At 43.1% G+C, this 23549-nt stretch carries 19 protein-coding genes, 4 tRNA genes and 1 pseudogene; 16 read left to right on the top strand and 8 right to left on the bottom strand.

All coding sequences use genetic code 11. The annotated features are described in order from the left end of the window. Nucleotides 1–36 precede the first annotated feature (36 nt). On the top strand, nt 37–402 hold the full coding sequence (gene rplQ / locus B3143_RS13220) for a 50S ribosomal protein L17 (protein WP_004786886.1): 366 nt from the start codon (nt 37–39) through the stop codon (nt 400–402). Between the two features lie 219 nt (nt 403–621). Then, complete coding sequence (locus B3143_RS13215) at nt 622–2112, top strand: flavin-containing monooxygenase (RefSeq protein WP_286740892.1); 1491 nt, start codon at nt 622–624, stop codon at nt 2110–2112. A 55-nt stretch (nt 2113–2167) separates the two neighbouring features. Here the strand turns inward: B3143_RS13215 and B3143_RS13210 are convergent, their stop codons facing one another. Beyond that, nucleotides 2168–3340: an acyl-CoA dehydrogenase family protein gene (locus B3143_RS13210; protein ID WP_286740890.1), complete on the bottom strand. Its 1173-nt coding sequence runs from the start codon at nt 3338–3340 to the stop codon at nt 2168–2170. Between the two features lie 182 nt (nt 3341–3522). On the opposite strand from B3143_RS13210, the gene B3143_RS13205 reads away from it, so the two are divergent. The 5 genes from B3143_RS13205 to B3143_RS13185 all read left to right on the top strand — a co-directional run bounded on the left by B3143_RS13205 (nt 3523) and on the right by B3143_RS13185 (nt 8852). Continuing rightward, on the top strand, nt 3523–3780 hold the full coding sequence (locus B3143_RS13205; RefSeq protein ID WP_005233752.1) for a succinate dehydrogenase assembly factor 2: 258 nt from the start codon (nt 3523–3525) through the stop codon (nt 3778–3780). Next, entirely contained in the window at nt 3773–4159 is a 387-nt protein-coding gene (locus B3143_RS13200) for a hypothetical protein (protein ID WP_286740888.1), read from the top strand. Before B3143_RS13205 ends, B3143_RS13200 begins: the two co-directional genes overlap by 8 nt. A gap of 547 nt (nt 4160–4706) precedes the next feature. Then, complete coding sequence (locus tag B3143_RS13195) at nt 4707–5747, top strand: hypothetical protein (protein ID WP_286740886.1); 1041 nt, start codon at nt 4707–4709, stop codon at nt 5745–5747. A gap of 72 nt (nt 5748–5819) precedes the next feature. Then, on the top strand, nt 5820–6392 hold the full coding sequence (gene rrtA / locus B3143_RS13190; protein ID WP_286740884.1) for a rhombosortase: 573 nt from the start codon (nt 5820–5822) through the stop codon (nt 6390–6392). A 177-nt stretch (nt 6393–6569) separates the two neighbouring features. Beyond that, nucleotides 6570–8852 carry a TRAP transporter large permease subunit gene (locus B3143_RS13185; protein WP_286740882.1) on the top strand — a complete coding sequence of 761 codons (2283 nt, stop codon included), beginning with the start codon at nt 6570–6572 and terminating at the stop codon, nt 8850–8852. 49 nt (nt 8853–8901) lie between these two features. Here the strand turns inward: B3143_RS13185 and B3143_RS13180 are convergent, their stop codons facing one another. The 5 genes from B3143_RS13180 to rnr form a co-directional block, all read right to left on the bottom strand. Further along, nucleotides 8902–9777, bottom strand: coding sequence for a DMT family transporter (locus B3143_RS13180; protein WP_286740879.1), 876 nt, complete (start codon nt 9775–9777; stop codon nt 8902–8904). Nucleotides 9778–9837: 60 nt separating this feature from the next. Beyond that, a complete protein-coding gene (locus tag B3143_RS13175; protein ID WP_208461936.1) occupies nt 9838–10257 on the bottom strand; it encodes a hypothetical protein in 420 nt (139 codons plus the stop codon). A 14-nt stretch (nt 10258–10271) separates the two neighbouring features. Then, complete coding sequence (locus tag B3143_RS13170) at nt 10272–10484, bottom strand: YheV family putative zinc ribbon protein (RefSeq protein WP_171064841.1); 213 nt, start codon at nt 10482–10484, stop codon at nt 10272–10274. 40 nt (nt 10485–10524) lie between these two features. Beyond that, nucleotides 10525–12564 (bottom strand): M3 family metallopeptidase, encoded by a 2040-nt coding sequence (locus B3143_RS13165; protein ID WP_286740876.1) that lies wholly within the window; start codon nt 12562–12564, stop codon nt 10525–10527. A gap of 848 nt (nt 12565–13412) precedes the next feature. Then, the gene (rnr, locus tag B3143_RS13160; protein ID WP_286740873.1) at nt 13413–15860 is read right to left on the bottom strand and encodes a ribonuclease R; all 2448 of its coding nucleotides are present in this window, start codon (nt 15858–15860) and stop codon (nt 13413–13415) included. A 260-nt stretch (nt 15861–16120) separates the two neighbouring features. On the opposite strand from rnr, the gene B3143_RS13155 reads away from it, so the two are divergent. From B3143_RS13155 to B3143_RS13135, 5 genes and pseudogenes are all read left to right on the top strand, one after another. Further along, nucleotides 16121–16210: transfer RNA gene (locus tag B3143_RS13155), tRNA-Ser, on the top strand. 13 nt (nt 16211–16223) lie between these two features. After that, nucleotides 16224–16300: transfer RNA gene (locus B3143_RS13150), tRNA-Arg, on the top strand. A 49-nt stretch (nt 16301–16349) separates the two neighbouring features. After that, nucleotides 16350–16426, top strand: a tRNA-Arg gene (locus B3143_RS13145). Nucleotides 16427–16543: 117 nt separating this feature from the next. Continuing rightward, nucleotides 16544–17149: pseudogene (locus B3143_RS13140) on the top strand (dihydrofolate reductase family protein). 230 nt (nt 17150–17379) lie between these two features. Beyond that, nucleotides 17380–17456: transfer RNA gene (locus tag B3143_RS13135), tRNA-Arg, on the top strand. A 101-nt stretch (nt 17457–17557) separates the two neighbouring features. Here the strand turns inward: B3143_RS13135 and B3143_RS13130 are convergent. Then, nucleotides 17558–18859 carry an SRPBCC family protein gene (locus B3143_RS13130; RefSeq protein ID WP_286740871.1) on the bottom strand — a complete coding sequence of 434 codons (1302 nt, stop codon included), beginning with the start codon at nt 18857–18859 and terminating at the stop codon, nt 17558–17560. Between the two features lie 160 nt (nt 18860–19019). Here B3143_RS13130 and B3143_RS13125 point away from each other — a divergent pair, with 160 nt between their 5' ends. The 3 genes from B3143_RS13125 to B3143_RS13115 all read left to right on the top strand — a co-directional run bounded on the left by B3143_RS13125 (nt 19020) and on the right by B3143_RS13115 (nt 21381). Beyond that, nucleotides 19020–19517: a YcxB family protein gene (locus tag B3143_RS13125; RefSeq protein WP_125279712.1), complete on the top strand. Its 498-nt coding sequence runs from the start codon at nt 19020–19022 to the stop codon at nt 19515–19517. A gap of 26 nt (nt 19518–19543) precedes the next feature. Continuing rightward, nucleotides 19544–20185, top strand: coding sequence for a fumarylacetoacetate hydrolase family protein (locus tag B3143_RS13120; RefSeq protein WP_286740868.1), 642 nt, complete (start codon nt 19544–19546; stop codon nt 20183–20185). A gap of 257 nt (nt 20186–20442) precedes the next feature. Continuing rightward, nucleotides 20443–21381 (top strand): DMT family transporter, encoded by a 939-nt coding sequence (locus tag B3143_RS13115; RefSeq protein ID WP_286740866.1) that lies wholly within the window; start codon nt 20443–20445, stop codon nt 21379–21381. Between the two features lie 130 nt (nt 21382–21511). On the opposite strand, the gene B3143_RS13110 is transcribed toward B3143_RS13115, so the two are convergent. Continuing rightward, a complete protein-coding gene (locus tag B3143_RS13110) occupies nt 21512–22759 on the bottom strand; it encodes a YihY family inner membrane protein (RefSeq protein ID WP_286740865.1) in 1248 nt (415 codons plus the stop codon). Between the two features lie 113 nt (nt 22760–22872). On the opposite strand from B3143_RS13110, the gene wrbA reads away from it, so the two are divergent. After that, nucleotides 22873–23469, top strand: a complete 597-nt coding sequence (gene wrbA / locus B3143_RS13105; protein ID WP_166135591.1) for an NAD(P)H:quinone oxidoreductase — start codon at nt 22873–22875, stop codon at nt 23467–23469. Nucleotides 23470–23549 lie beyond the last annotated feature (80 nt).

Raw genomic sequence — 23549 nt, 5'->3', positions numbered from 1 at the left:
GCCTATCGTAGCCGTTAATTAAGTAGGACTATCACCATGCGTCATCGTAATAGTGGTGTGAAATTAGGCCGTACAAGCAGTCATCGTAAAGCGATGTTCCAAAACATGGCTAACTCTTTGTTCGAGCACGAGTTGATCAAAACAACTGTGCCTAAAGCAAAAGAATTACGTCGTGTTGCTGAGCCTTTAATCACTTTAGCTAAAGTCGATACAGTAGCAAACCGTCGTTTGGCGTTTGCTCGTACTCGTTCAGCTGCAACTGTTGGTAAATTATTTACCGTTCTTGGCCCTCGTTACAAAGAGCGTAACGGCGGTTATCTACGTGTTCTTAAAGCGGGCTTCCGTGCAGGTGATGCTGCACCGATGGCTTACGTTGAGCTAGTAGATCGCGAAGTTAACTAATTTCGTGTAGAGCAGCAAACGTTGTTCGAAAAGGTCGGTTGAATAAACCGGCCTTTTTTAATGCCTAAAATTTATCTTTTTATAAATTGATTATCGGTTTAGCTATAAAAATGTCCCCAAAAGATAAAAAAAATAGGGCAAACACACAAACTTGACATGGAGTATTGTCAGTTTTGTGCTTTAATAAAATAAATGACAAACTTGGGTTAAAAGAAGAATATGGAAAAACAGGTTGATATCTTAATTGTGGGTGCAGGTATCTCAGGAATAGGTTTAGCAGCACATATCTCTAAAAATTGTCCGAAGCGTTCTTTTGAAATTATTGAACGTCGGGAAAGCGTAGGTGGTACCTGGGATTTATTTAAATATCCAGGCATCCGTTCAGATTCTGATATGTCGACTTTTGGCTTTAATTTTAAACCTTGGAAAAAAGCCAGTGTGTTGGCTGACGGTGCATCAATTAAAAACTATCTGTCTGAAGTAGTAGAAGAATGCCAACTTGAATCCAGAATTCACTATCAGCACCGTGTTTTAAATGCTAATTATGATACGCATACGAACAAATGGTCAGTGAAAATCGAAAATGCTCAAGGTAAGACTGAAACCTGGGTAGCGAATTTTGTTTTAGGTTGTACTGGTTATTATAATTATGACCAAGGTTTTCAACCAGAATTTCCAAATCAGGATGCATTTAAAGGAACTTTTATTCATCCGCAACATTGGCCGGAGAACTTCGATTATAGCGGTAAAAAAGTGGTAATTATTGGTAGTGGTGCAACTGCTATTACGTTAGTTCCAGCGATGGTCAAAGGTGGAGCAGGTCATGTGACTATGTTGCAGCGTTCACCGACTTATATTGCTTCGGTACCATCCATTGATATGGTCTATGACAAGATGCGTAAATATCTGTCTGAAGATATGGCTTATAAGCTTACCCGTGCACGAAACATTGGTATGCAGCGCGGGATTTATGCGCTGGCACAAAAACAGCCGAAATTGCTTAAAAAGCTGCTTTTAAATGCGGTAAAGTTCCAACTTAAAGGTAAAGTGGACATGAAACACTTTACCCCGAATTATGAGCCTTGGGATCAGCGCCTATGTGTAGTGCCAGATGGGGATTTATTCAAAATCCTGCGTGAAGGTCATGCATCTGTAGAAACAGATCATATCGAGAAATTTACTGAAACTGGGATTCAGCTGAAATCAGGTAAACATCTGGATGCGGATATTATTGTGTCTGCTACTGGTTTAAATATTCAGATTCTGGGTGGTATTCAGGCCACGATGGACGGCAAGCCTTTGGATACGTCGAAGCATATGCTGTATCAGGGGGTGATGGTCAGTGATGTGCCAAATATGGCGCTGATTATTGGCTATATCAATGCTTCCTGGACCTTGAAAGTGGACATTGCCGCAGAATATATCTGCCGTCTGCTCAATTATATGGATCAGCATGGTTATGATGAAGTGATTCCAGAAGGGGATGCTACCGAATTACTTGAAGATACGGTGATGGGAAGTCTGACTTCAGGCTATATTGCCCGTGCAGCGGATGTGATGCCGAAACAGGGTAAGCATGCGCCTTGGAAAGTATCCAATAATTATCTGGCGGATCGTAAAGAGCTGAAAACAGCATCTTTTGAAGATGGAGTATTGAAATTCAAATTGAAATCCAGTGCCGTGCCAGCCAAGCCAAGATTGGTGTCTTAAGTGTGTAGATATAGATAAAAGGAGTACCTGATGTACTCCTTTTTCATATTTCAAATTACAGTGATCTGGAAATCAGTTCCTTCATGATTTCATTGGTTCCTGCATAAATGCGGTTCGCGCGATTATCCAGATACGCTCGTGCAATCGGATATTCCAGTATATAGCCATAACCGCCATGCAGTTGCAGGCATTCATCAACCACTTTGCTATACAGTTCAGAAATTTTGTATTTAGCAGCTGCGGCAGCATCAATTCCTAATTCCTGAGTAAGCTGTAGTTGCATACAACGGTCCAGATAAGCCCGACAAATTTCAATTTCGGTACGCAGTTCTGCCAGTTTAAAACGGGTATTTTGAAAAGCGCTGATCGGTTTGCCAAAGGCTTGACGTTCTTTGGTGTATTTCACTGTATGTGCGAATGCCGCTTCTGCCCCTGCCTGACATATGATGGCCACAATTAACCGTTCCCAAGCCAGTTCTTTCATCAGCATCATAAAACCCATGTCTTTCTGACCTAGCAGGTTTTTTTTAGGCACACGGACATTGTCAAAGAACAGTTCACAGGTATCCTGACCTTTCATGCCGATTTTATTTAAGGGCTTACCTTTACTAAATCCTGCACGATCTGCTTCGACCATAATTAAGGAAAGGTTGGCAGAGCCTTTCTCGCTATGACCCGTCTTACATACCACAATTGCCATATCACAAAGATATCCATTGGTAATGAAAATTTTAGATCCATTAATCACATACTCATCATCCTCTAATACCGCACTGGTGCGTATTGCCTGCAGGTCTGAGCCAGTTCTGGGCTCCGTCATCGCAATTGCCGTGACCACTTCACCTGTTGCCATTTTCGGGAGCCATTGCTGCTTTTGTGTTTCATTGCAAAAGTTCAGAATATAGTTGGCCACGATATCGGAGTGCAATGAAAATCCTGTCGCAGAGTCGCCTGCATAGGCCTGTTCTTCGATCAGGATCATGCTGTATAAACGATCCACCCCTGAACCGCCATAAGCTTCAGGCATCGTGGCACAGAGAAGGCCAAGTTCACCGGCTTTATTCCAGAGCTCACGATCGATATGCTGTTGCTGTTCATATTTTTCTGTATGAGGAGTCACTTCCTTTTCATAAAATTTACGGACCGTCTCCCGAAAGGCTTCATGTTCATCATTGAAAAGTTGACGTGGCAGCATGCTGGCCAATGGACGGATCGCGCTCGAATGCATCTTATAATTCCCTTATTGTGATGTTTTATTTAACTTAAGATAGAGCAGACGAGGGAGCAATGAGCTGAATGTTCAAATCTGGGGAATCTACTGATGCTTTTGGTCATTTGTATGAAATACCTCGAAATTCAGCAATGGCTTAAGGTAAACTACTCAGGTTTGTAACGAGTTGGGAAAATTCGATGACTGATGACATCACCTTAGAAGAGCGCAAAGTGATTTATCGCGCGCGTCGTGGCTTGAAAGAGATCGATGTATATTTTGATCCCTACGTGAAAAACTATTATCTCAATGCTGATCCCTTCGAAAAACAGATGTTTGCTGAGCTGGTTGCACAGGAAGATCCGGACCTGCTGGACTGGTTTATGGAAGTGTCAGAACCCCCACGCCCTGAATTAAAAGATTTTATCAAGAAGCTTAAATTTTACGTTCATGGATAATCGCTGTTTCAGGCTGAAACGCAGTAAGTGTGCGCTGGTGTTTCAGCTTTTTATTTTCGCTGTATTGATGTTCTTGCTGTATCAGTTATTACCTGTAATAATGTGGCTGGTTTGTGGCGTCATCGGTCTGGTCATCTACCAGTTGTTTTATCGTAAGACACCGCACATTGAGCAGTTTGAATATCTGGATGGACGTGAATGGTCACTGACTGCAGCTGCACAAGGCACACGGCGAGTATTGATCAGTCACGTGATTGATCACCAAGCTTATATCGTGGTGTATTTCCAGCATGCAAAAGCACGTCCATTGCTCATCTGGTGTGACCAGTTGCCTTTTAAACAATGGAAGTCTTTGAAAGTTCTGACAAAAATAATTTAATTGTCAGACAACTGATATTCCGAAATTTTAAATAAATTGATTAAAAATAAAGATTTATCCGCTAACCCCGCTTGAATTGTCAGACAAAAAATCATATTTCTCTGCAAAAACAATGAATTGTATGACAATTTTTCGGCTGCTTTTTTTATAAGCAGGTACATTTAACTCACCAACAGCGAACACAGGAGATCATGATGGAATTTCCAATGTGGATGTTTTTGATCGTTGCGATTGTGATGGCCCTGGTCATAGGACGGCTGGGAACGGTGCTGAAGGACAGATTTTCACCTAAATAACAGAATTAAGCTCGAGAGCCTATTTTATTCTCGGCTTGCCAAGTTGATAAGTAGCATGTGCTGAACCGTCGCAATGCTACTTTTTTTTTTGCCCAAAATTTGGGATTTTATCTACTACAGTCAATTGCAGCTGGGCGATTTAATGGCAAAGTGTCTGGTCTAAATTAGAGTAAATACTCTTTTATTCGTTATATGCTTCTGATATGTTTAGCAGAATAATGGACATAATCACAATTATAGAGGACAGGAAAATGTCGAGCGTCCGAAAAATATGCCAAGGTATGGCGACCATTGCAATAACAACAACAGTTCTAACAGGATGTTCTCAGGTCATTAAAACCGGTGCCAATGTGGCGTTGGGTTTCACTGAAAAGCATATTGTTCCACCAATTCTGGCGATGGATGATGCCGAGATGGTGTGTAATTCCGGGAATTCTTTAACACCGGCCATCATGTCGACTAAAGAAATGGGGGCTGATCCGACTCGTGTCGCAGTACTGATGTATTCTGCAGCCGGAATTTGTGCCGAGCAGAAAGCGCTGGATGCAGAGCTACGGTATCTGCGTGCTTCTAAAGTCAACCAGGTGACTGAAGCTCAGGATGCGCGGATTGAGCAGAAACGCTGGGCTGCATTGGCTGCACAACGCCAGTACACGGGTTATCAGTTATTCCAGACTCGTTATGAGAAAAAATATAAAAAAGCGCTGGGTGAAGGCTGTCCACGCATGAACAGTGATATTGAACAGACAGTTTATCTGCTGGGCATGCTGAGTGGCTTGCAAGCCATGACCAATGACATTAATTCTGGTGGGGTCGTACAAGTACCCAAAGATATTGCGGCTGTAGTTGAGCGTGGCATGACCTGTCTGGATAATACCAAATTCTGGGGCGCGCCAAATGCAACCCGTGCTGTGATCTGGACTTTATTGCCAGGGGCAGGTGATGGGAAACCTGATCCTTACCAAACTCTGAAACAGTCAGTACAAATTGGTGAGCAAAAAGGTGTACGTTTATCACATGCCTTATATGCTGTAGCCGCACAGGCCAGTGGGGATGATGCCAAAATTCGTGACGCGTTAAGAACCTTTGATCAGGCACGTAGTGATGAGAAGCCGGTCAATCCTCAGTTCAAGCTGATCGACAGTATGGCTGCCATTATGGTGAATGGTATTTCTGACCGTTACTGGACTGAAAATACCGGTATTCGTAGTGCAGATGATGGCATGCAGACCTTCTGGGATGAAACAGATAATTCTTCAGAACTGGATGATCTGTTTAGCGCTGACCTATAATTTAATGAAAAATTAAGCGAATGATGCTCATAGAGGTCATTTTCAATATGCTGAAAGGAGTTCAAGGAGCCGATGCAAGATCAACATCTTCGACGAAAAATTATTTTTCTGGCGGCTTTTGTCTCTCTTTCAGCGAGTTTGCAAATCTTTAACGATGCTTTCATCTACTGGCAGGAAAGCCTGCTCGGGGAATTCTGGCGGCTCTGGACTGCGCACTGGGTGCATGTCGGCTGGGCCCATTATTTTCTGAATATTCTTGCCTTTATCTGTCTACCTTTCATTTTTCCCCGTGCATCTGTGTGGCATTTCGTCTCAATTCTTTTGATTCTGCCACCGTTGATCAGCCTGAGTTTTTATTTTTTCCTGCCAAATATTGAAGCATATGCAGGACTATCCGGGGTATTACATGGGGCCTATGTCGCAGTCGCCTGTGTGCATCTGCTTTATCAACGTGAACGTGGATTTGCCGTACTGGTATTATTTTTAATCTTTGCCAAACTAATTTGGGAAAATACCATTGGAAATCAGGAGACTGCACAACTTATTGGCAGTCCGGTACTGGTCGAAGCGCATTTGTTAGGGGTGATCTGGGGAGTGATAGTCGCATTGCTCTATATCTTGGGTAACTATGTTGGGGATAGCTGAAACTGTTGGCAGAAAAGACAAAAAGAAAAGATAAATTGTCATTTTTATTCTGCTGATTTTCATGCAGAGTCAAAACAGAAAATAATGATACTGACCCTTGTAAAGGAATTTTCGGGGCAGACAGGAAGACCAGCGCTTAAAAGAATGTAAGGCGCGAATATAAGAATAGGAAAATACATGCACAACGATAATCCAAACAGATCAGGATTAGATCTGTTACGTTATATCTGGACAGAGTGGATCTCGACCTTTGTCGTGCTCATCTTGCTCTTACTGACCTTAATGATTGGAACCGGGGAAATGATTCATGGTCAGTTACTGCGTATGGGCGAGCGTCTGTATGGTGATCCGGCGACAGGCATGCAATATTCGTTTTTGCGTGCTGAACCGAAAGCACCACAATGTGATCGTAATATTAATGTCGATCAAAAAGTTCAGGAGCAGATGAAAGCAGATGCCGCCGATGAATATGCCGATTTCTTCGGTGTACGTTCTGAAGCGGATGTGCGAGCTGCAGTTATGCAGGCACAACAGGTCTGTGAAGAGTCCTACCAGTTCTATGACAAGGCGATGACGCATATTGAAGCGCATCCAAGTATTCGCGCTTATCGCAGTTTTGAAACCTCATTCTTTGGCATTTTCAAGTTTGGGACTGAAAACCGTGCCTTACTGTTGATTATCATGGTGGTATTTGCTGCAATCAGTGCGACATTAAAAACCCATCATATCGGTCTACGTAGCCCAGCCACCCGTATCGATTTTAAAGTCTATTCCGTGGCGATGCTGATCGCGAACAGTTTCCTAGTCTATTCTTCCTATAGCCAATATATGTCGGTGCTGAATTCCGGGGTGCCGATGGGAGACATGAAGTATGTCTATTGGCTATGGATGATTCTCTTTGGAACATTGACCCTGATCAGTTTGTACCAAGTCATTAAGCCACCTCAGGCGACCCGAGAAGGGGGTAGTTTCGGACTGGCTTTCTTAAGCATCCCACTGTATGCCTATATGGCTATCAGTACCGGGTTTAACTTTGTCTTCTTGATGGATTACCCGATGGGTCAGGGCATCTATCTGGGGCAACTGGTTGAATTTTCGAGCATCTTCCTGAATCTGGCCTTATTTATCTGGGCCGGTATGTTGCTGAAACAAACCCGTGTCGTAGACATGTTCCTGAATATCCTGCGTCCATGGAATCTGGCTCCAGAAACCTTGACCTGGTTAATCCTGCTGGCAGCTGCATTACCAACCGCTTATACCGGTGCATCTGGAATTTTCGTGATTGCTGCAGGTGCGATCATTTATAAGGAAGTCTGGAATGCCGGTGGTCGCCGTCAGTTTGCCTTGGCAGCAACCGCCATGTCGGGTTCACTCGGTGTGGTATTACGTCCATGTCTATTAATTGTTGTGGTAGCTTCACTGAACAAGGAAGTGACGACAGATATGTTGTATCACTACGGTGTCTATGTCTTCCTGCTCAGTTCAACATTGTTCTTGATCATTTCGCTATTCTTTGCTGAAAGCAAATTCCGTATTGCTGCGCCTGGTCTGGCTGCACCACAGTCTGCACGTGCCTTTGTAAACGTGATTCCTTATATCGTGATTTTCATCCTGATCTGGCTGTTCTACAAATATGCCTTGTCTACAGATCTGAATGAATTTACGGCACCTGTCATGATGCCAGTCATTCTGTTGGTGATCGTGCTATTTGATAAGTTACGTCATGAGCCTGCACCATTACCGCCAATGGGACATTGGGATGAAACCTTAACTACCACCTTAGGTTCAGCAAATACGCCTGCAATGGCGACCGCGGGTACAGCCATGAATGCTGAATATCGTGAAGCAGAGCATATTGAGCAGCAGGGCAGTGAGCTGGCTGTAGACCATGGTGTAAAACGTTCGACTGTTGGTGAAAGCTTGCGTCAAGTCGGCTTCTGGAAATCATTACACATTTCGACCAGTGAAACGGTTGGACACATTGGTGCGCTGGTGATCCTGATGGCACTGTCTGTCAGTGTGGGTGGCCTGCTGGAACGTATGGAAATTATGGAAGCGTTCCCGACAGATATCAGCAGTACCATTCTGGTGATTTCCATGATTGTCGGTCTGATGGTATTTGTTGGCATGATCATGGATCCGTTCGGTGCTGTGATCCTGATTTCAGCAACGGTTGCACCAGTCGCCTATCAGTATGGAATTCATCCGGTGCACTTCTGGATGATTACCTTGATTGGTTTCGAGCTGGGTTATGTGACACCACCAGTTGCCCTGAACCATCTGTTAGCAAGGCAATCCATTGGTGATGCGGAGGTGGCCGAGGCGGATGCAGAAGTTCGACATAAGTCCTTCTATTACCGTTACGAGCGCTGGATTTTACCGATGATCGTGTTACTGCCAGCGATGCTGATCATTGCCTATGTACCTTATGTATTTAAACTCTTCGGCTGGTATCAGTAATTTAAGCAAATTAAAAAAAGCACTTTCGGGTGCTTTTTTTATTGTGGCCTTAACGCAGCCTAAGCTTATTTTGTAAAGCAGGACTACACAGTAAAATCCCACAAAAAATCAGCCCTAGTCCGAGCAGACTATAGAGATCCGGAACTTCCTGCCAGAATATAAAACCCCATAAGCCAGCAAAAAAAATCGCAATATAGTTCACTGGCCCAATCTGACCAGCAGGTGCCAGTTTATAAGCATTGGATAGAAATAACTGGCTGGTATTTGCCAATAAACCGGCTGCAATTAAATAACCGAGTTCAGTCAGAGTATAAGGACGCCAATGCAAGAACATTGGAACCATGGAAATCAGGGTGCCGATCAGACAGAAATAAAACACAATCCGTTCTGGTGGTTCGGTCTGAGTTAGTGCGCGAACCGTGACAAAAGCCATAGCAGCCAGGAAGCTGGCACTCAAGCCAATCACAGACATCAGGTTAAATAAACCGGAATCAGGCTTAGCCACGCACAACACGCCAATAAAACCGATCGCAGCAGCCAGTAACATGCTTTGAGTGACTTTTTCTTTTAGAAACAGCCAGGCAATCAGTGGAATAAAAATCGGTGAGGAATAGGTGAAGACCATGGCATTGGAGAGCTTTAAATGTGCAATGGCATAGAAAAAGCCATACATCGCTGTCAGACCTGCGACAGAACGCCAGGTGTGCATCCAGAGTTTTTCAGTTTTAAAAAAGCTAATGCCTTTATTAAAGATTAATGGCAGAAAGATAAACAGGCCGACAAAATTCCGGAAAAATACCACCGTGGCATTGTCAACCGTGTGTGAGGCGAAGCGGATACAGACGCCCATGACTGAAAACAGAAAAGCGGAACAGGTCAGAAAGACAATTGCCTTAACCAGATGCGAGGGAGAGGCTACACTCATGGGGGAACTTAGCTAGAAAATCTGTGGATATTCTAGCTGAAAATCCCTAACTCATTCTGACTATTGTGCCAGTTGTGCTTCGAGTAACTTGATTTGTTCCTCTTTGAGTTTAATCAGCTCATCCGCATCACTATGCTGTTGCTTCAGGCTTTTTTCCTGCTCATTGAGCTGTTGCTGGATATCTTCCAGTTTGGCAATTTCTTCTTTCGCCAAAGTGGCATTTTCAGTGACTTCTTCTCTTATAATAGAGGCATCGACCAAGACATTTTCAGAAGTAGGCACAATTTCTTCCAGTTCAGCTTCTGCTTTAGGTGCGGCTTGTGTCACCGGTGCATGCATCAAGTCACCCTGATGTGCCGGTAATGTTTCATTTTGTGTGAGAAAAAACTGTGTAATTATTAAAACGGCAATAATCACAACAATTAATCCGCTCACTATTCCCCATAAAAGTTTAGGATTTTGTCGATGATCTAGAGTCATTTAGGTTCCCGAAATTATTCTTTTGGCTGACGGGGTTTAAACTGAATCACACCAATTTCATCCGGAACGGCTGGTGACTCAGGTTCCTCGATATGGGTAGGACGGTTTTCTTCATACCCACATTCGATACATTCAATCCATTCAGCTTCACCAGAGGTCAGCATAACGATCCGATCTAACGCCTGACATTTAGGACATTTTGCGCCTGCAATGAAACGACGTTTGATAGCCATCATACTCACCCTGTGATTTACTTAAAAACGTAGTTTAAGCGTTTTTAGAGCGGTTCGTCCAACCTTGATGACGTAACAAAGCATCTATTTTTGGCTCGCGTCCGCGGAAATTGATAAATGCGTCAAGTGCTGTGTCTTTTCCGCCAACTGCTAGAATTTTTTGTCTAAACTGCTTTCCGGTTTCAGTGTTAAAAATTCCTTCTTCTTCGAAGCGATCGAAGGCATCACTGGCCAAAACTTCTGCCCATTTATAAGAATAATAGCCCGCTGCATATCCACCCGCGAAGATATGACTGAAGCTGTGCTGGAACCGGTTATATGCTGTAGTGGGTAAAACTGCGTATTGCTCACGAATTTCGTTCAAGGTTGTCTGAATCTGTTCAGCATTCAATGCCGGATTGGCACGGTGAATGGTCAGATCGAATAAAGCAAATTCCAGCTGACGCAAAGTTTGCATACCGGACTGGAAGAAGCGAGCATCCAGTAAGGCTTTTAACAAGTCAGCAGGTAAGACTTCCTTGGTTTCGATATGTTCGCTAAGCAGGTTTAAACTGTCCTGATCCCAAGCCCAGAATTCCATAAACTGGCTTGGTAGCTCAACAGCATCCCAATCCACGCCGTGTGTACCAGCCACAGCAATATTGTCCACTTCTGTCAGCATATGATGCAGACCGTGACCAAACTCATGGAACAGGGTAATCACTTCATCATGAGTCAGTAGTGCAGGGCGGTTACCGACTGGTGGAGTAAAGTTTGCCACCATATAGCAGATCGGTTTTTGCAGACCTTCAGCAATTTGCATGCGTGACCGGAAGCCGCTCATCCAGGCACCGCCACGTTTGCCCTGACGCGCATAGAGGTCAAAATAGAAACCGCCAATCACTTCGCCTTGGTCTTCCAGTTCAAAATAACGTGCATCTGGATGCCAAACTGGCGCTTCACGTTCAATCACCTGAATGTCATATAAACGTTTCAGGATACTGAACAGACCTTGCAAGATTTTTGGAGCTGGAAAGTAGGGTTTGAGTGATTCCTGAGACAGATTAAACTGCTGCATTTTCAGCTTTTCAGAATAGTAACTGCTGTCCCAAGGCTTTAATTCAGTAATACCATCTTCAGCAGCGATGGCTTTCAGTTCAGCCACTTCCTGTTCAGCAGGCGCACGGGCATGTTCTGCCAGATCACGCAGGAATTCATCCACAGCTTCGACATTTGGTGCCATTTTGCTGGCCAGTGAATATTCGGCATAGTTATTAAAGCCTAATAGCGCTGCCATTTCCTGACGTAGTTTCAGGATCTCTTCCATGATGGCAGTATTGTCAAATTCAGTCTGTTCGGACTGATCTGACGCGCGCGTGGTATAGGCTTTATAGAGTTCTTCACGCAGGCCACGATCTTCGGCATGAGTCATAATTGCTAGATAAGACGGGAAGTCTAATGTAGCAACCGGCTGATCCAGTTCACGTTGCTGGCCATATTGTTTTAACAGTTCAATATTACTTTCAGACAGCCCCGCTAATTCTTCTTCCTTAAGCGGTCTGAAATAGGCTTGAGTTGCATCCAGTACATGATTGGAGAAATCTGAGGAAAGTTGTGATAAACGTGCAGAAATTTCTGCATAGCGTTTTTTTGCTTCACCCTCTAGTGCTACGCCTGACAATTTAAAGTCACGTAGCGCCAGTTTAATTGCACTTTGCTGAGCTTCCGGTAATTCATTAAAAACTGGTGCATCCTGTACATGTTGATAGGTTTGATACAGGGCCGTATGCTGACCTAGCTGGGTATAGTAATCACTTAGACCCGGTAATAATGCCTGATAGACATCACGGGTTTCACTATTATTCATGACTGCGTTCAGATGCGACAAAACGCCCCAGGACTCGCTCATATTATTTTCTAGCGTATCAACCTGTTTTAGGACCGCAAGTTGTTCCTGGACAGTATCAGGTGTCTGGGTCAGTTCATTTAGAAATTGCAAACCTTGCTGAATGCAGTTTTCAATTTTTTGCTTAAGGTCTGCCAGCGTAATCTGATCGAATTGTGGAACGGGTAAAGTTGCTTTTTCTAATGTCATGTCGTTTCTGCCGAAGTCATTTCCTATGTTAAATCTAGATGTAGGGCTTATTGGCAGGGAAATCAAGCATACGACGGTATTAATTATTCGATTTTAGGCTGGATCTTGATTCGTTCAATCTCATGCACAATGCTGCCCAAAGTACTTGTTGTAAGCTTAAACTGTAGTTCAACGGATTTATTTTGATAAAGCAGAAACTCAGAAGCAGATAACTCCATAACTGGTAAATGTCTATATTCTGTATCAAAGGAATGGGAGATATGATTTCGAACACCTTTGAATTTCACAGCCTGAGTAGTAATTGAAATACTGTTAGTTTCGCCTTTTAGCTTCGTATAAAGATAGGGTGGATACGTGGTCAAATTAATCCAAAGTGCTGAGATCATGACCGAAGGAAAGATAAAAAGACTATAAAATTTGGGGCGCTTTCTGAAATTACGCCAATGATAAGGTGGAAACCATAAACCATGCTGTTTGAGTCTTAAAAAATACAACAATAGACCTCTTGCGAAAGTATCGTTTTACCTAATTTTTGAATTGGCTAAAACCTTATAAATTGTAGCTTTAGGCTGTTTAAATTTTAACTAACGCAAGAAGTCTAATATTCCAATACATATGACACAGCTTATAATCAATGCAAAATAATTCATAAGTGGTGTTGCTACGAAATTAAAATACTTGAGTGCAAAAAAGTCACTGAAGATCAAAATTGTAAAAATCAGAATCGCATAGATATGCAAATGTTGTTTATTATTTGATGCAATAAGCATGATATTTTTTTAATCTTTATTTAACTGAATTATAAAATAAAAAGAGCGCTGTAGCGCTCTTTTTATGATCATCAAACATTATTCAGTCTTGGCTTTTGCATTCGACTTTTTCTTTTTGATCTTGGCTTTTTTCTTTACTTTATCTTTAACCTTTGCTTCAGACTTTCCTGCAGATTTTTTAGCAGGTTTTTTACTGTAGGAACTGGGCTTGAATTTGTCTTTTTTGCGTCGTATGGGCTGTTCTCCATCATCACTGGGCTGGGCTTTTTGCGTACGCTCATGATTATTGAAGACTTCCTCTTTTGCTTCCAGACGTGGTGCAGGTTTTTTTTCTGCGACACGTGGAGCACGGGCGCGAATTGGACGACCCGCATGAGTCAGTTGCTGGATCAGTTCAAAGTCAATTTTACGTTCTTCCAGATTGACTCCAGCGACCTTGATCTTCACTTCATCGCCCAAACCAAAGATCTGACCACGGTTCTGGCCGACCAGACTCTGGCTGCTTTGATCAAAGACAAAGAAGTCATCGCTCAACTGGCTGACATGCACCATACCATCGACATAGAGGTCTTTCAGCGTGACAAATAAACCAAATTCAGCCGTTGCACTGATAATGCCAACAAACTCTTCACCTAAATGCTGCTGCATATAGTGACATTTCAGCCAGGTCGTTACAGAGCGGGAGGCTTCATCAGCACGGCGTTCTGTTGCTGAGAAATGCTCACCGGCATCATCTAAAGAGGCACCTGAAATTGGATATGGCTTTTTACTCAGATGGGCTTTGATAGCACGATGTAATAACAGATCTGGGTAACGGCGAATTGGAGAGGTGAAGTGCGTATACGCTTCATAAGCCAGACCAAAATGACCAGCATTGTCGGCACCGTAATAGGCCTGCATCATGGAGCGTAATAATACGGCATGAATACTTGGCGCATCAATCCGGTCTTTGGTCGCTTCAATGACTGCCTGATAATCGGCCTGGGTTGGCTGTTCCGGGAATGGCAGACCCAGCAGTTTCACGAAATCACGAACTTTCTGGATACGCGAAAACTCAGGTGGTTGATGCACCCGGTACAGTATCGGTATTTCATTTTCCAATGCATATTCAGCTGCTGCAACGTTGGCCAGCAACATACATTCTTCAATCAGCTTATGCGCATCATTACGGGTACGTGGCAGAATTTCATTAATACCACCCAGCTCATCGAAAGTCATATAGGTTTCAATGGTTTCGAATTCCATTGCATTACGTTCAGCACGTAAGCCTTTTAGAATCTGATACAACTGGAACAGTGTATTCAGTGATTTACGTACACTACGATCTTCAGTAATCGCTGTACTGTCACCTTCAAAATACTTCGCGACCTGGTCATAAGTCAGACGTGCTTTGGAATGCATCACCGAAGGATAGAATTCATACCCGGTCACTCGGCCAGCACGTGACAGTTTCAGGTCACAGACCATGCACAGACGATCGACATTCGGATTTAATGAACACAGGCCATTAGAGAGTGCTTCAGGCAACATTGGTAAAACGAAGTGTGGGAAATACACGGATGTTCCACGTTCTTGAGCTTCATCATCCAATGGTTTGCCCGGACGTACATAATGACTCACATCAGCAATTGCAACGACCACACGATAGCCACCGCCCGGACGTTTTTCTGCATAGACTGCATCATCAAAGTCACGTGCATCTTCACCATCAATAGTGACAAGCGCTAAATCACGTAGATCGACACGGCCGTCACGATCTTTGGCAGAAGGCTCTTTAAAACTTTCCGCTTCTTTCAAGACTTCTTCCGGGAATTCATATGGCAGGCCATATTCCAGAATCGTCTGTGGAATGATGATTTCGGTATCGGCTTTGTCTGCCATCGACTGCACAATATGACCAGTCGCAAATTCTTCTTTGGTTGGGTAGGTATCAATCGCCACGCGGATCGAATCGCCGACTTTGACCTTGGCATGCTCGATCAGCTCTTTTTCTAGAGTAATAGGCTGATGTGCATTTGGATTGGCTGGCTGAACAAAGTATTCACCTTCATATTCAGACACTTTACCAATGATCTGTTTGACGCGGTGCTGCAAGACCTCGGTAATAAAGCCCCAAGCCTTGCCTTTGCGGTCTACTGAGGTCTGGCGGACTTTGACACGGTCACCGTTAAAGACCTGACGCAATTCACGCTCAGGTAAAAGCAGGTCATCTTCACCTGAAATATTGGCTGTGCCGCTTCCCTTGGAGTTGATATATACCGTTGCTTCATGCTCAGGCTGTTCCGCCGCAATCTGGAACTTGTAACCGTCTTTCATCAATTGCCCGTCACGTACCATCGCAATCAGACGATGGCTCAGAGCATCAATACTTTTTTGATCGGCAATTTCAAAATATTCCACCAGGTCGGCATGGGACAGGGCAGTTTTTTCTTCTATAGTTTCGAGAATCAGGGTACGGCTTGGAATAGGGTTGTCATAACGTTCGGCTTCAGCTTTTGCTTCAGGATCGACCCAATTTTTCATCATATCTTTAAAGTGTCCTTGGAGATAGGTTTAGCATAAGTCATGTTAGTGCAGACTGCACGTAAATGATTGCAATAATCTGTTTAAGTTTTCAATTTTTGGCTAATTTTAGATAACTGGAAAATTATCGGGTTTTTCAGGACTTAAATGACTAAAAACAGGGAAATTGTTTAAAAAGTATTTAAACGAGCAAAAATATGCAGTTTTTTTTCAAGCTGTGCTTGCAGTGCTATGCCGAAATTTGTATTATGGCGGCACGTTACGGTGAGATGGGTGAGTGGCTGAAACCACGTCCCTGCTAAGGACGCATACGGGTAACTGTATCGAGGGTTCGAATCCCTCTCTCACCGCCATTTTACTTATGTCGCGCTCATAGCTCAGCTGGATAGAGCACTTGGCTACGAACTAAGGGGTCGGGAGTTCGAATCTCTCTGAGCGCACCAATAAGTAAACCGGAAAATAACGTAGTCTAATAAAGACGACACAAGTTACGCGCTCATAGCTCAGCTGGATAGAGCACTTGGCTACGAACTAAGGGGTCGGGAGTTCGAATCTCTCTGAGCGCACCAACTTGAACAATGAACCGCACATGTTGCGGTTTTTTTGTGCCTAAAATTTACAGAATCCGCCTCAAACACATGCTAAAAATAAATCCTAGATGACTCAATAATAATAAGGGCAGCGTGATGAGAAAAATCATTGTCCAGGAATTTCTGACTCTAGACGGTGTAATGCAGGCACCCGGCGGTCCGGAAGAAGATACATCGGGTGGCTTTCAATATGGTGGCTGGGTGGCGCCGTATTTTAGTGCTGAACCCGATTCAGCATTTGATCACATCATGCAAAAATGGATGTAGTCTACCGATATTTTGATTGGTAAGAATACCTTTCAGATTTTTGGACCTTACTGGCCGAAGCATGCTGAAGACTGGCCAGGAATTAATGAAGTAAATAAATATGTGCTATCCACCAGTTTGGATCACTCGGACTGGCAAAATACGATCTTTCTAAAAAGTATTGATGAAATCGTTAACCTGAAGGCTTCAGGGGAGGGAAATATCCGGGTGTATGGCAGTGCCGCAGTGGCACAGGCACTTTTTAAGCATGATCTTGTGGATGAACTCTATCTAATGACCTTTCCTGTAATATTGGGCAAAGGAAAACGTCTATTTGCTGAAGACTCTATGCCAGCAGCATTTACACTGACAGATCATCAAGTTACCTCAAATGGCGTGGTATTGAGCTGTTATCAGTGGGCAGGCGAGGTTAAAACTGGTCTGGTTGGGGAGTAGCTCCATTAGGCTGTGAACAAATGAATATGAGGCAATTAAAAATCAATTTGGTCGATTCTAGAATTTGCCAAGTCTGAGTTATTGTTTTTAACTCTAAATCCGCAGGAATTTTCATCAAAAAAACTGAAATATTGCAGTATCGTTTAATTACTGTACGTTCGGTTATGATTTTATTAAAAAACACTTAACAAGTGCTGAAAACTCTATATAATGCACCTCATCAAGACGTCGCGCTCATAGCTCAGCTGGATAGAGCACTTGGCTACGAACTAAGGGGTCGGGAGTTCGAATCTCTCTGAGCGCACCAATCTTGATAAAGAATTCTGAAAAAACCGCACATTGATGCGGTTTTTTTACGTCTGTAGTTTTTTAATTTTTCATATAAAAAACCAATAATTAGAAATGAACTTAAGATTTCAATTTCTGCTGTATCTTCAAGGCGTAGACCGTATTGCCACCAACAGCCGGCAACATGTCATGATAGGGAAGGCTGCGCATGGCTTTCAGTAAAAAAGGCGCCTGATCATGAATTTTCATGGAACTGGTAATCTGGAATAGCGTTCCCTGAGATTGAGGCAAAAGCTTCATTCCACCTCGTACAAATTTTAAATCTCCGCCATTGGCATAGAACTGGTTTTGTAAGGTATTTGGCTGTTCAAAACGCATTTTAAAATTAAAGGGAATCTGAATGACGCCCAAGCCGACTGATACCTTGTAGTTAGCATCAATACTTTGCGGGTTGACTAGATTCAGTTCCACTTTTTTGATTTGTCGTGGAAAGAGTTTCTGGCTGGCCTGAGCCGATAACCAGGGCTGCAGCTTCTCAGTCGGATGCGAGAAATATTGATAGGTGGTACTGAATCTTAGATTTTCTGAATCTTTACCGGCCTTGACCTGATAATTGGGCAAAATAAAGCTGACTGGCTGTCCTGATTTCTGACTGAGCTGGGCAATTTTCTGAGTTTGTTGATTGCTGAGTTGAACTTGAGGCACTGCCGTATTTAAAGCTATGGCAGCAGGATATTTAAAACGCTGTTGTAAAGCTTCAAGCAGAAAGGCATTGGTGCCGGCGGGAATACCAAGTTTGGCTTCAGGCAGGGCATTTAGAATCTTGCTAAACAGAAAACCTTGTGGCTGGTTCAGATCGCCCCATTGCGTCACCGTCACTAAGGTTTTATTGGGACTCAGTGCAAACCATTCCAGCTTTCCGGCCCCATAGGGAATTGGCGCATCCAGAATCAGTGTGCTGATACTGTTATTTTCCAGATGATGCTGCATCACCACAGTTTCTTTAAAATTTAAGACTGGAATTGGGGTAGGAATATGCACCTGATATTCGACTTGTTGAATGCTACCTTGCTGTTCAATCACTTTGGCGGATTTCAGGGTCGGAAACAGGCCGACATAATTCGGATAATGTTGCAGTAATTTTTCGACTTGTGCTTCGGATGCAGGCAAGACTACAGCCGCACTATAAAACTGGGATTTGCTACTAGAAGCCATTTTAAAAGTCGGTAGATGGGTTTTGCTGGCAGGATGCGCATAAATCAGGATACGCTCGCCAGTGAGTTCGGCCAGTTGCTGAGAATTGCCTTGAAATACATCAAGACTGCTTGGCAGATTAGGGATCCATGGCGTTATTTTTGCGAAAGCCGGTGAGATTGCAAATAAGGTGCTACTCATCAGCAAATAGGGGATCAATCCTTTCATCCAATATCCTATTGTGTGTTTTTTGTTTTAATGATGATTTATTTAAAACTAAATTTAGTTATTTCCAAAGCAAAGTTATGTAATTGATAGCATAAGCCATGAGTTTTAAGCATATTTTGATATAGTATGGGTCAGGATTTTATATTTTTGATGTAATGCTATGACTGAGTCAGCACCGACTTTATCCACCCGTTATTATCTCACTCTAGAAGAATCTCAGGATGGATTTGCCCTGGCCACTTTTGGTAAAAAACAGATTTCACGCTTTCTGACGCCTTTGGTCAGCATCGGGATTATTATCTGGGGCTTTTCTATGGGCCTGAATGGGGTTGGTCGTTATTATGTGGCTTTGGGTGCCTTCTTCCTGATTCTGCAGGGTATCATGCGCTACTGGTTTCTGCCGATGATGTTTAAGCGCCAGTTTGTAAAATATCAGTTTGGAAAAAGTGAACAGGGCATTGACCTGTTTCAGGACTATGCAGAAATTTTCAATAACGGGCGTAGCAAGGTCGTGCATTATAATGAAGTACAAAGTTTTGCCATCGGCAAGCTAACCTATATGCTGGAACTGAAAAACCGTACAGTGGTGATTGTGCCAAAACGTGCCTTTAAAGATGGTACTGAGCAAAGCATTTTCGAAAATACCTTCAAGAAATAAGACAGATCAAGAACAGGAAAGAGATCATGAGTATACGTCCATCGAAAATTGTTTGTGTCGGCCGCAGTTATGCTGACCATGCCAAAGAGCTTGGAAATGCGGTACCTGATCGTCCTGTGCTGTTTATCAAGCCGCCGAGTACTTTAACATCACTGGATGCTGGTATTGAATGGAATCCGGACTGGGGCAACTGTCATTATGAGTGTGAACTAAGTTTGCGTATTGACTGTACCTTAAGCAAGGAAAATGATCCTGCCAAAGTTTTGCAGGCAATTGGCGCTGTGACTTTAGGTCTGGATCTGACCTTACGTGATCTGCAGGATGACCTAAAGAAAAAAGGTCAACCTTGGGAACGAGCCAAAGCTTTTGATGGTTCTTGTGTACTTGCAGACTGGATACCGGTAGGCGATGTGATTGCTGACTGGAAAGATGTGCACTATACGCTGGAGATCAATGATGAGCTGTGTCAAAAAGGCGATACAGCTCTATTAATTTTTGATATTGCAACTTTGCTGGCAGACATTAGTCAGGTATTTACATTGGAAGCAGGTGATGTGGTCATGACCGGTACACCAGCAGGGGTGGCTGCCTTGCAATCTGGTGATCAATTGAAAATGACCCTAAAAGGCCAAAATCAGGATTATGTCTGGACGACATTCGTAAAGTAAGACCGGATTTTTAAGATCAAGGAGCCAGAGGGCTCCTTTATTTTGTTTGTAAAAGTGAATGAGCAAGGGATAATTTATCAGACTGATCAGGCACGGTTGCCATTCAGTCTCTAGATATAAATTGGATAACGTCTAAATCGTTTTTTATGCATCACTCTTTTTGCCTGAATCACCCTATCGTGTGTCTATTTTGAAGTATATCTTCTACTTCTGAAAATTTTATTGTGTAGCTGCTCCAATCAAGAACAGGAATATATTTGAATCATCGTCAGGCACTAGATGTTAAAGCATCTGCCATTATGTTTGTACTATGTATGTTGTGGGGTTTGCAGCAGGTCGTACTGAAATGGGCGGCCAGTGATATTTCTGCCCTGATGCAAATTGCATTACGTTCAGCCTTATCTGCACTTATGGTTTATCCTTTAATTCAGCAGAGTGTACGCCGTCAGCTTTGGAGTGCACGATACTTGTCTGCGGGTTTACTGGTGGGTGTGCTGTTTGCCGCTGAATTTTATCTGGTGGGTGAGGCGCTGCGTTATACCTCAGCTTCGCATACCATTGTCTTGCTTTATACCGCACCGATTTTTGTGGCTTTAGGCTTGCACTGGAAACTGCCGGCGGAACGTTTGTCTCATGTACAATGGAGCGGAATTTTTCTTGCCTTTAGCGGTATTGTAGTGAGTTTCCTGCTGCGTCCCCAGACAGGATCTGCTCTGCAATCTCATGCCTTATGGGGGGATTTTCTGGCATTGCTGGCTGGTGTATTCTGGGCAGCCACGACCGTAAGTGTACGTTTGAGCTCGCTGGCTGAAGCGCCTGCAACCCAAACTTTATTCTATCAATTGCTGATCGCTGGCATGGTATTGTTGCCTTTGTCCTTTTTGACTGGGCAAGCCAGTATTCAATGGACAACTTTGTCGATTTCCAGCCTGATTTTTCATACGGTGGTGATTTCCTTTGCCAGTTATCTGATCTGGTTCTGGATGCTAAAACACTACCTGGCTTCACGTTTAGGGGTGTTTTCCTTTTTAACACCAGTATTTGGCATGCTGTTTGGCGTGTTAATTCTAAATGAGCATGTCGAGATCAGTTTTATTGTAGGGACCTGTATGGTAATGCTGGGCGTGATTCTGGTGAGTTTACAAGGATGGTTAAAGAAGCCTGAGCCTCAGATCAAGACTCAGGCATCTATATAAAAAGATGGTCAATGAAAATAACGACACCTGGTTTTTGGATAAGTATAGCTTTAATAACAGCAAGGACGATTATCCGCTGAAAATCAAATCAATCTACTTAAAAAAATCCTCTCAAAAGAGAGGATTGAATTTATTTACTGCGGAACAGCTCTGATAATGGAAAATTGAGTTTTTCTTCCAGAAACTGATCAGTTTCATTCAATTTGGGTGAGAATTTTTGCATCCAGAGATCGTCGGTATGTACATCAGTCAGATGCTGTTTGCGCGGCAATGGATAAGGAAGCTGTAGATAAAAATTCCAGAAGCTGACCTGATCCAGATCGCGTACCAGCACATATTCATTGTCATCTGTACGTTTAATCAGATTCTGTTTTTCAAACATGCTGACATAGCTAGGCCAGCGTCCAATTTCATCCCGTCCCAAAACTTCCAGTGCCTGTGCTTCACTGACACTTTCACCAGTTTTCTGCTTTTTATAAAACAGTTCTAATAGATCCAGCAACATGACGATCGGATGACGCTTATTGTCCTGTCCAGATTCGAATGCAGTCAGGGCATAACTGATTTCCACGCCCAACAATACAATAATCCAGGACAGGTAAATCCAGAGCAGGAAAATAGGAACTGCTGCGAAAGCGCCGTAAACAATTTCATAACTGGTAAAGTTTGACATCAAAAAGCCAAACAGGTTTTTTAATAGCTCAAATACGATGGCACTAAACAGGCCGGCAATAAAAGCAGACTTGAGCGGTACACTCCGATTGGGAATAGTCCAGTTCAGAATAAAAAAGCCAAGCACGGTCAGAGAAAAGGAAATTACCCAGAGAATAAAGGCGCCATCCAGTTCATAACCGGCAAAGTTGTTACTGAGAATATTCATGGAAGCCAAAGTAGAAGAAATCACAAAGGCGCTGCCCAGCAAAATTGGACCGAGTGAAATAATAGTCCAGTAACGCATAAAACCGATAATGCCACCGCGGGTTTCAGTCACACGCCAGATCCGATTAAAGACCGTTTCGATGCTACTGAGCATCAGTACTGTGGTAATGAATAAGAAAAGAATACCGATAATAGTTAAATTGCTGGACTTCTCCGTGAAGGCATTGAGCGCTTTATCAAAGGCGATGGTCGTTTTAGGTAGAAAGTTACTATAGATCAGTTGTTGGAGCTGTTGTCTTGCCGGTTCCAATGCTTTGATTGAAGAGATAATGACCAAAAAAACGGTCAGCATCGGAACTACAGCAAACAGGGTGGTATAGGTCAGGGAACCGGCCTGCTCACGACAACGGTCAGTCTCAAAACGCCGTAGTACAAATAAAATAAATTGAAACCAGTGTTTTTCATAAAAAGGTAACTTCTTTAAATATTCAACGATCATGCGCTTTAAATCTCAATTTTTTTATTCATCATGAATTTTCATTCTTCAGCTTACCCAAAAAAGTTGCGAAATACCGTATAGTTTTATTTTTTTAAGTAATGAATAAGAACTTTATGCAACCTTATGTCCTTGTTTTATATTACAGCAAATATGGCTCAACCAAAGAAATGGCGCATCTGATTGCGAATGGTGTTGAAGCAGCAGGGATGGCTGTAAAAATTCGTACTGTTCCGAATATTGCGACGGTGGTGAAAGAAGCAGAACCAAGCATTCCGGCAGAAGGTGATATCTACTGTACTTTAGATGATCTTGCCCAGTGTGCTGCTTTGGCATTAGGTTCACCTACCCGCTTTGGGAATATGGCTTCAGAAATGAAATACTTCTGGGATCAGACCACCAGTTTATGGCTGAATGGTGCTTTGCATGGTAAGCCAGCCTGTGTTTTTACCGCGTCAGGCTCAATGCATGGCGGACAGGAAAGTACTTTACTGACGATGCTACCGCCATTGTTTCATCATGGCATGATGATCATGGGATTAAGCAATGCGACACCAGCTTTGTCTAATACTAAAAGTGGTGGCACGCCTTATGGCGCAAGTCATGTTAGTGGCCCACGACATGACCAAGGCTTAAGCCAGGATGAGAAAATTTTGTGTGAAGTACAGGGTAAACGTCTGGCCGAAGTTGCTTTAAAACTCTATCAGGCTTAAGAAATTAATTAAAAAAGGAAATGAAGAATCAGCTTCATTTCCTTGATTTTATTAATCTTCTTTTTGATCTTTTTGATCTT

The sequence above is a fragment of the Acinetobacter sp. UBA1496 genome (assembly GCF_002324975.1).
Lineage (GTDB): Bacteria > Pseudomonadota > Gammaproteobacteria > Pseudomonadales > Moraxellaceae > Acinetobacter > Acinetobacter variabilis.
The sequence above is the reverse complement of the archived record's forward strand: the minus strand, read 5'-3'. Positions and strand labels throughout refer to the sequence as shown.

Bases quoted from the DNA above. Each gene is read 5' to 3' on its own strand.
- B3143_RS13210 (WP_286740890.1), bottom strand. From the start codon at position 3,340: ATGCATTCGAGCGCGATCCGTCCATTGGCCAGCATGCTGCCACGTCAA.
- B3143_RS13165 (WP_286740876.1), bottom strand. From the start codon at position 12,564: ATGACATTAGAAAAAGCAACTTTACCCGTTCCACAATTCGATCAGATT.
- wrbA (WP_166135591.1), top strand. From the start codon at position 22,873: ATGCAACCTTATGTCCTTGTTTTATATTACAGCAAATATGGCTCAACC.
- B3143_RS13180 (WP_286740879.1), bottom strand. From the start codon at position 9,777: ATGAGTGTAGCCTCTCCCTCGCATCTGGTTAAGGCAATTGTCTTTCTG.
- B3143_RS13120 (WP_286740868.1), top strand. From the start codon at position 19,544: ATGAGTATACGTCCATCGAAAATTGTTTGTGTCGGCCGCAGTTATGCT.
- rrtA (WP_286740884.1), top strand. From the start codon at position 5,820: ATGCAAGATCAACATCTTCGACGAAAAATTATTTTTCTGGCGGCTTTT.
- B3143_RS13200 (WP_286740888.1), top strand. From the start codon at position 3,773: ATGGATAATCGCTGTTTCAGGCTGAAACGCAGTAAGTGTGCGCTGGTG.
- B3143_RS13130 (WP_286740871.1), bottom strand. From the start codon at position 18,859: ATGAAAGGATTGATCCCCTATTTGCTGATGAGTAGCACCTTATTTGCA.
- B3143_RS13185 (WP_286740882.1), top strand. From the start codon at position 6,570: ATGCACAACGATAATCCAAACAGATCAGGATTAGATCTGTTACGTTAT.
- B3143_RS13215 (WP_286740892.1), top strand. From the start codon at position 622: ATGGAAAAACAGGTTGATATCTTAATTGTGGGTGCAGGTATCTCAGGA.
- B3143_RS13205 (WP_005233752.1), top strand. From the start codon at position 3,523: ATGACTGATGACATCACCTTAGAAGAGCGCAAAGTGATTTATCGCGCG.
- B3143_RS13125 (WP_125279712.1), top strand. From the start codon at position 19,020: ATGACTGAGTCAGCACCGACTTTATCCACCCGTTATTATCTCACTCTA.
- B3143_RS13175 (WP_208461936.1), bottom strand. From the start codon at position 10,257: ATGACTCTAGATCATCGACAAAATCCTAAACTTTTATGGGGAATAGTG.
- rnr (WP_286740873.1), bottom strand. From the start codon at position 15,860: ATGATGAAAAATTGGGTCGATCCTGAAGCAAAAGCTGAAGCCGAACGT.
- rplQ (WP_004786886.1), top strand. From the start codon at position 37: ATGCGTCATCGTAATAGTGGTGTGAAATTAGGCCGTACAAGCAGTCAT.
- B3143_RS13110 (WP_286740865.1), bottom strand. From the start codon at position 22,759: ATGATCGTTGAATATTTAAAGAAGTTACCTTTTTATGAAAAACACTGG.
- B3143_RS13195 (WP_286740886.1), top strand. From the start codon at position 4,707: ATGTCGAGCGTCCGAAAAATATGCCAAGGTATGGCGACCATTGCAATA.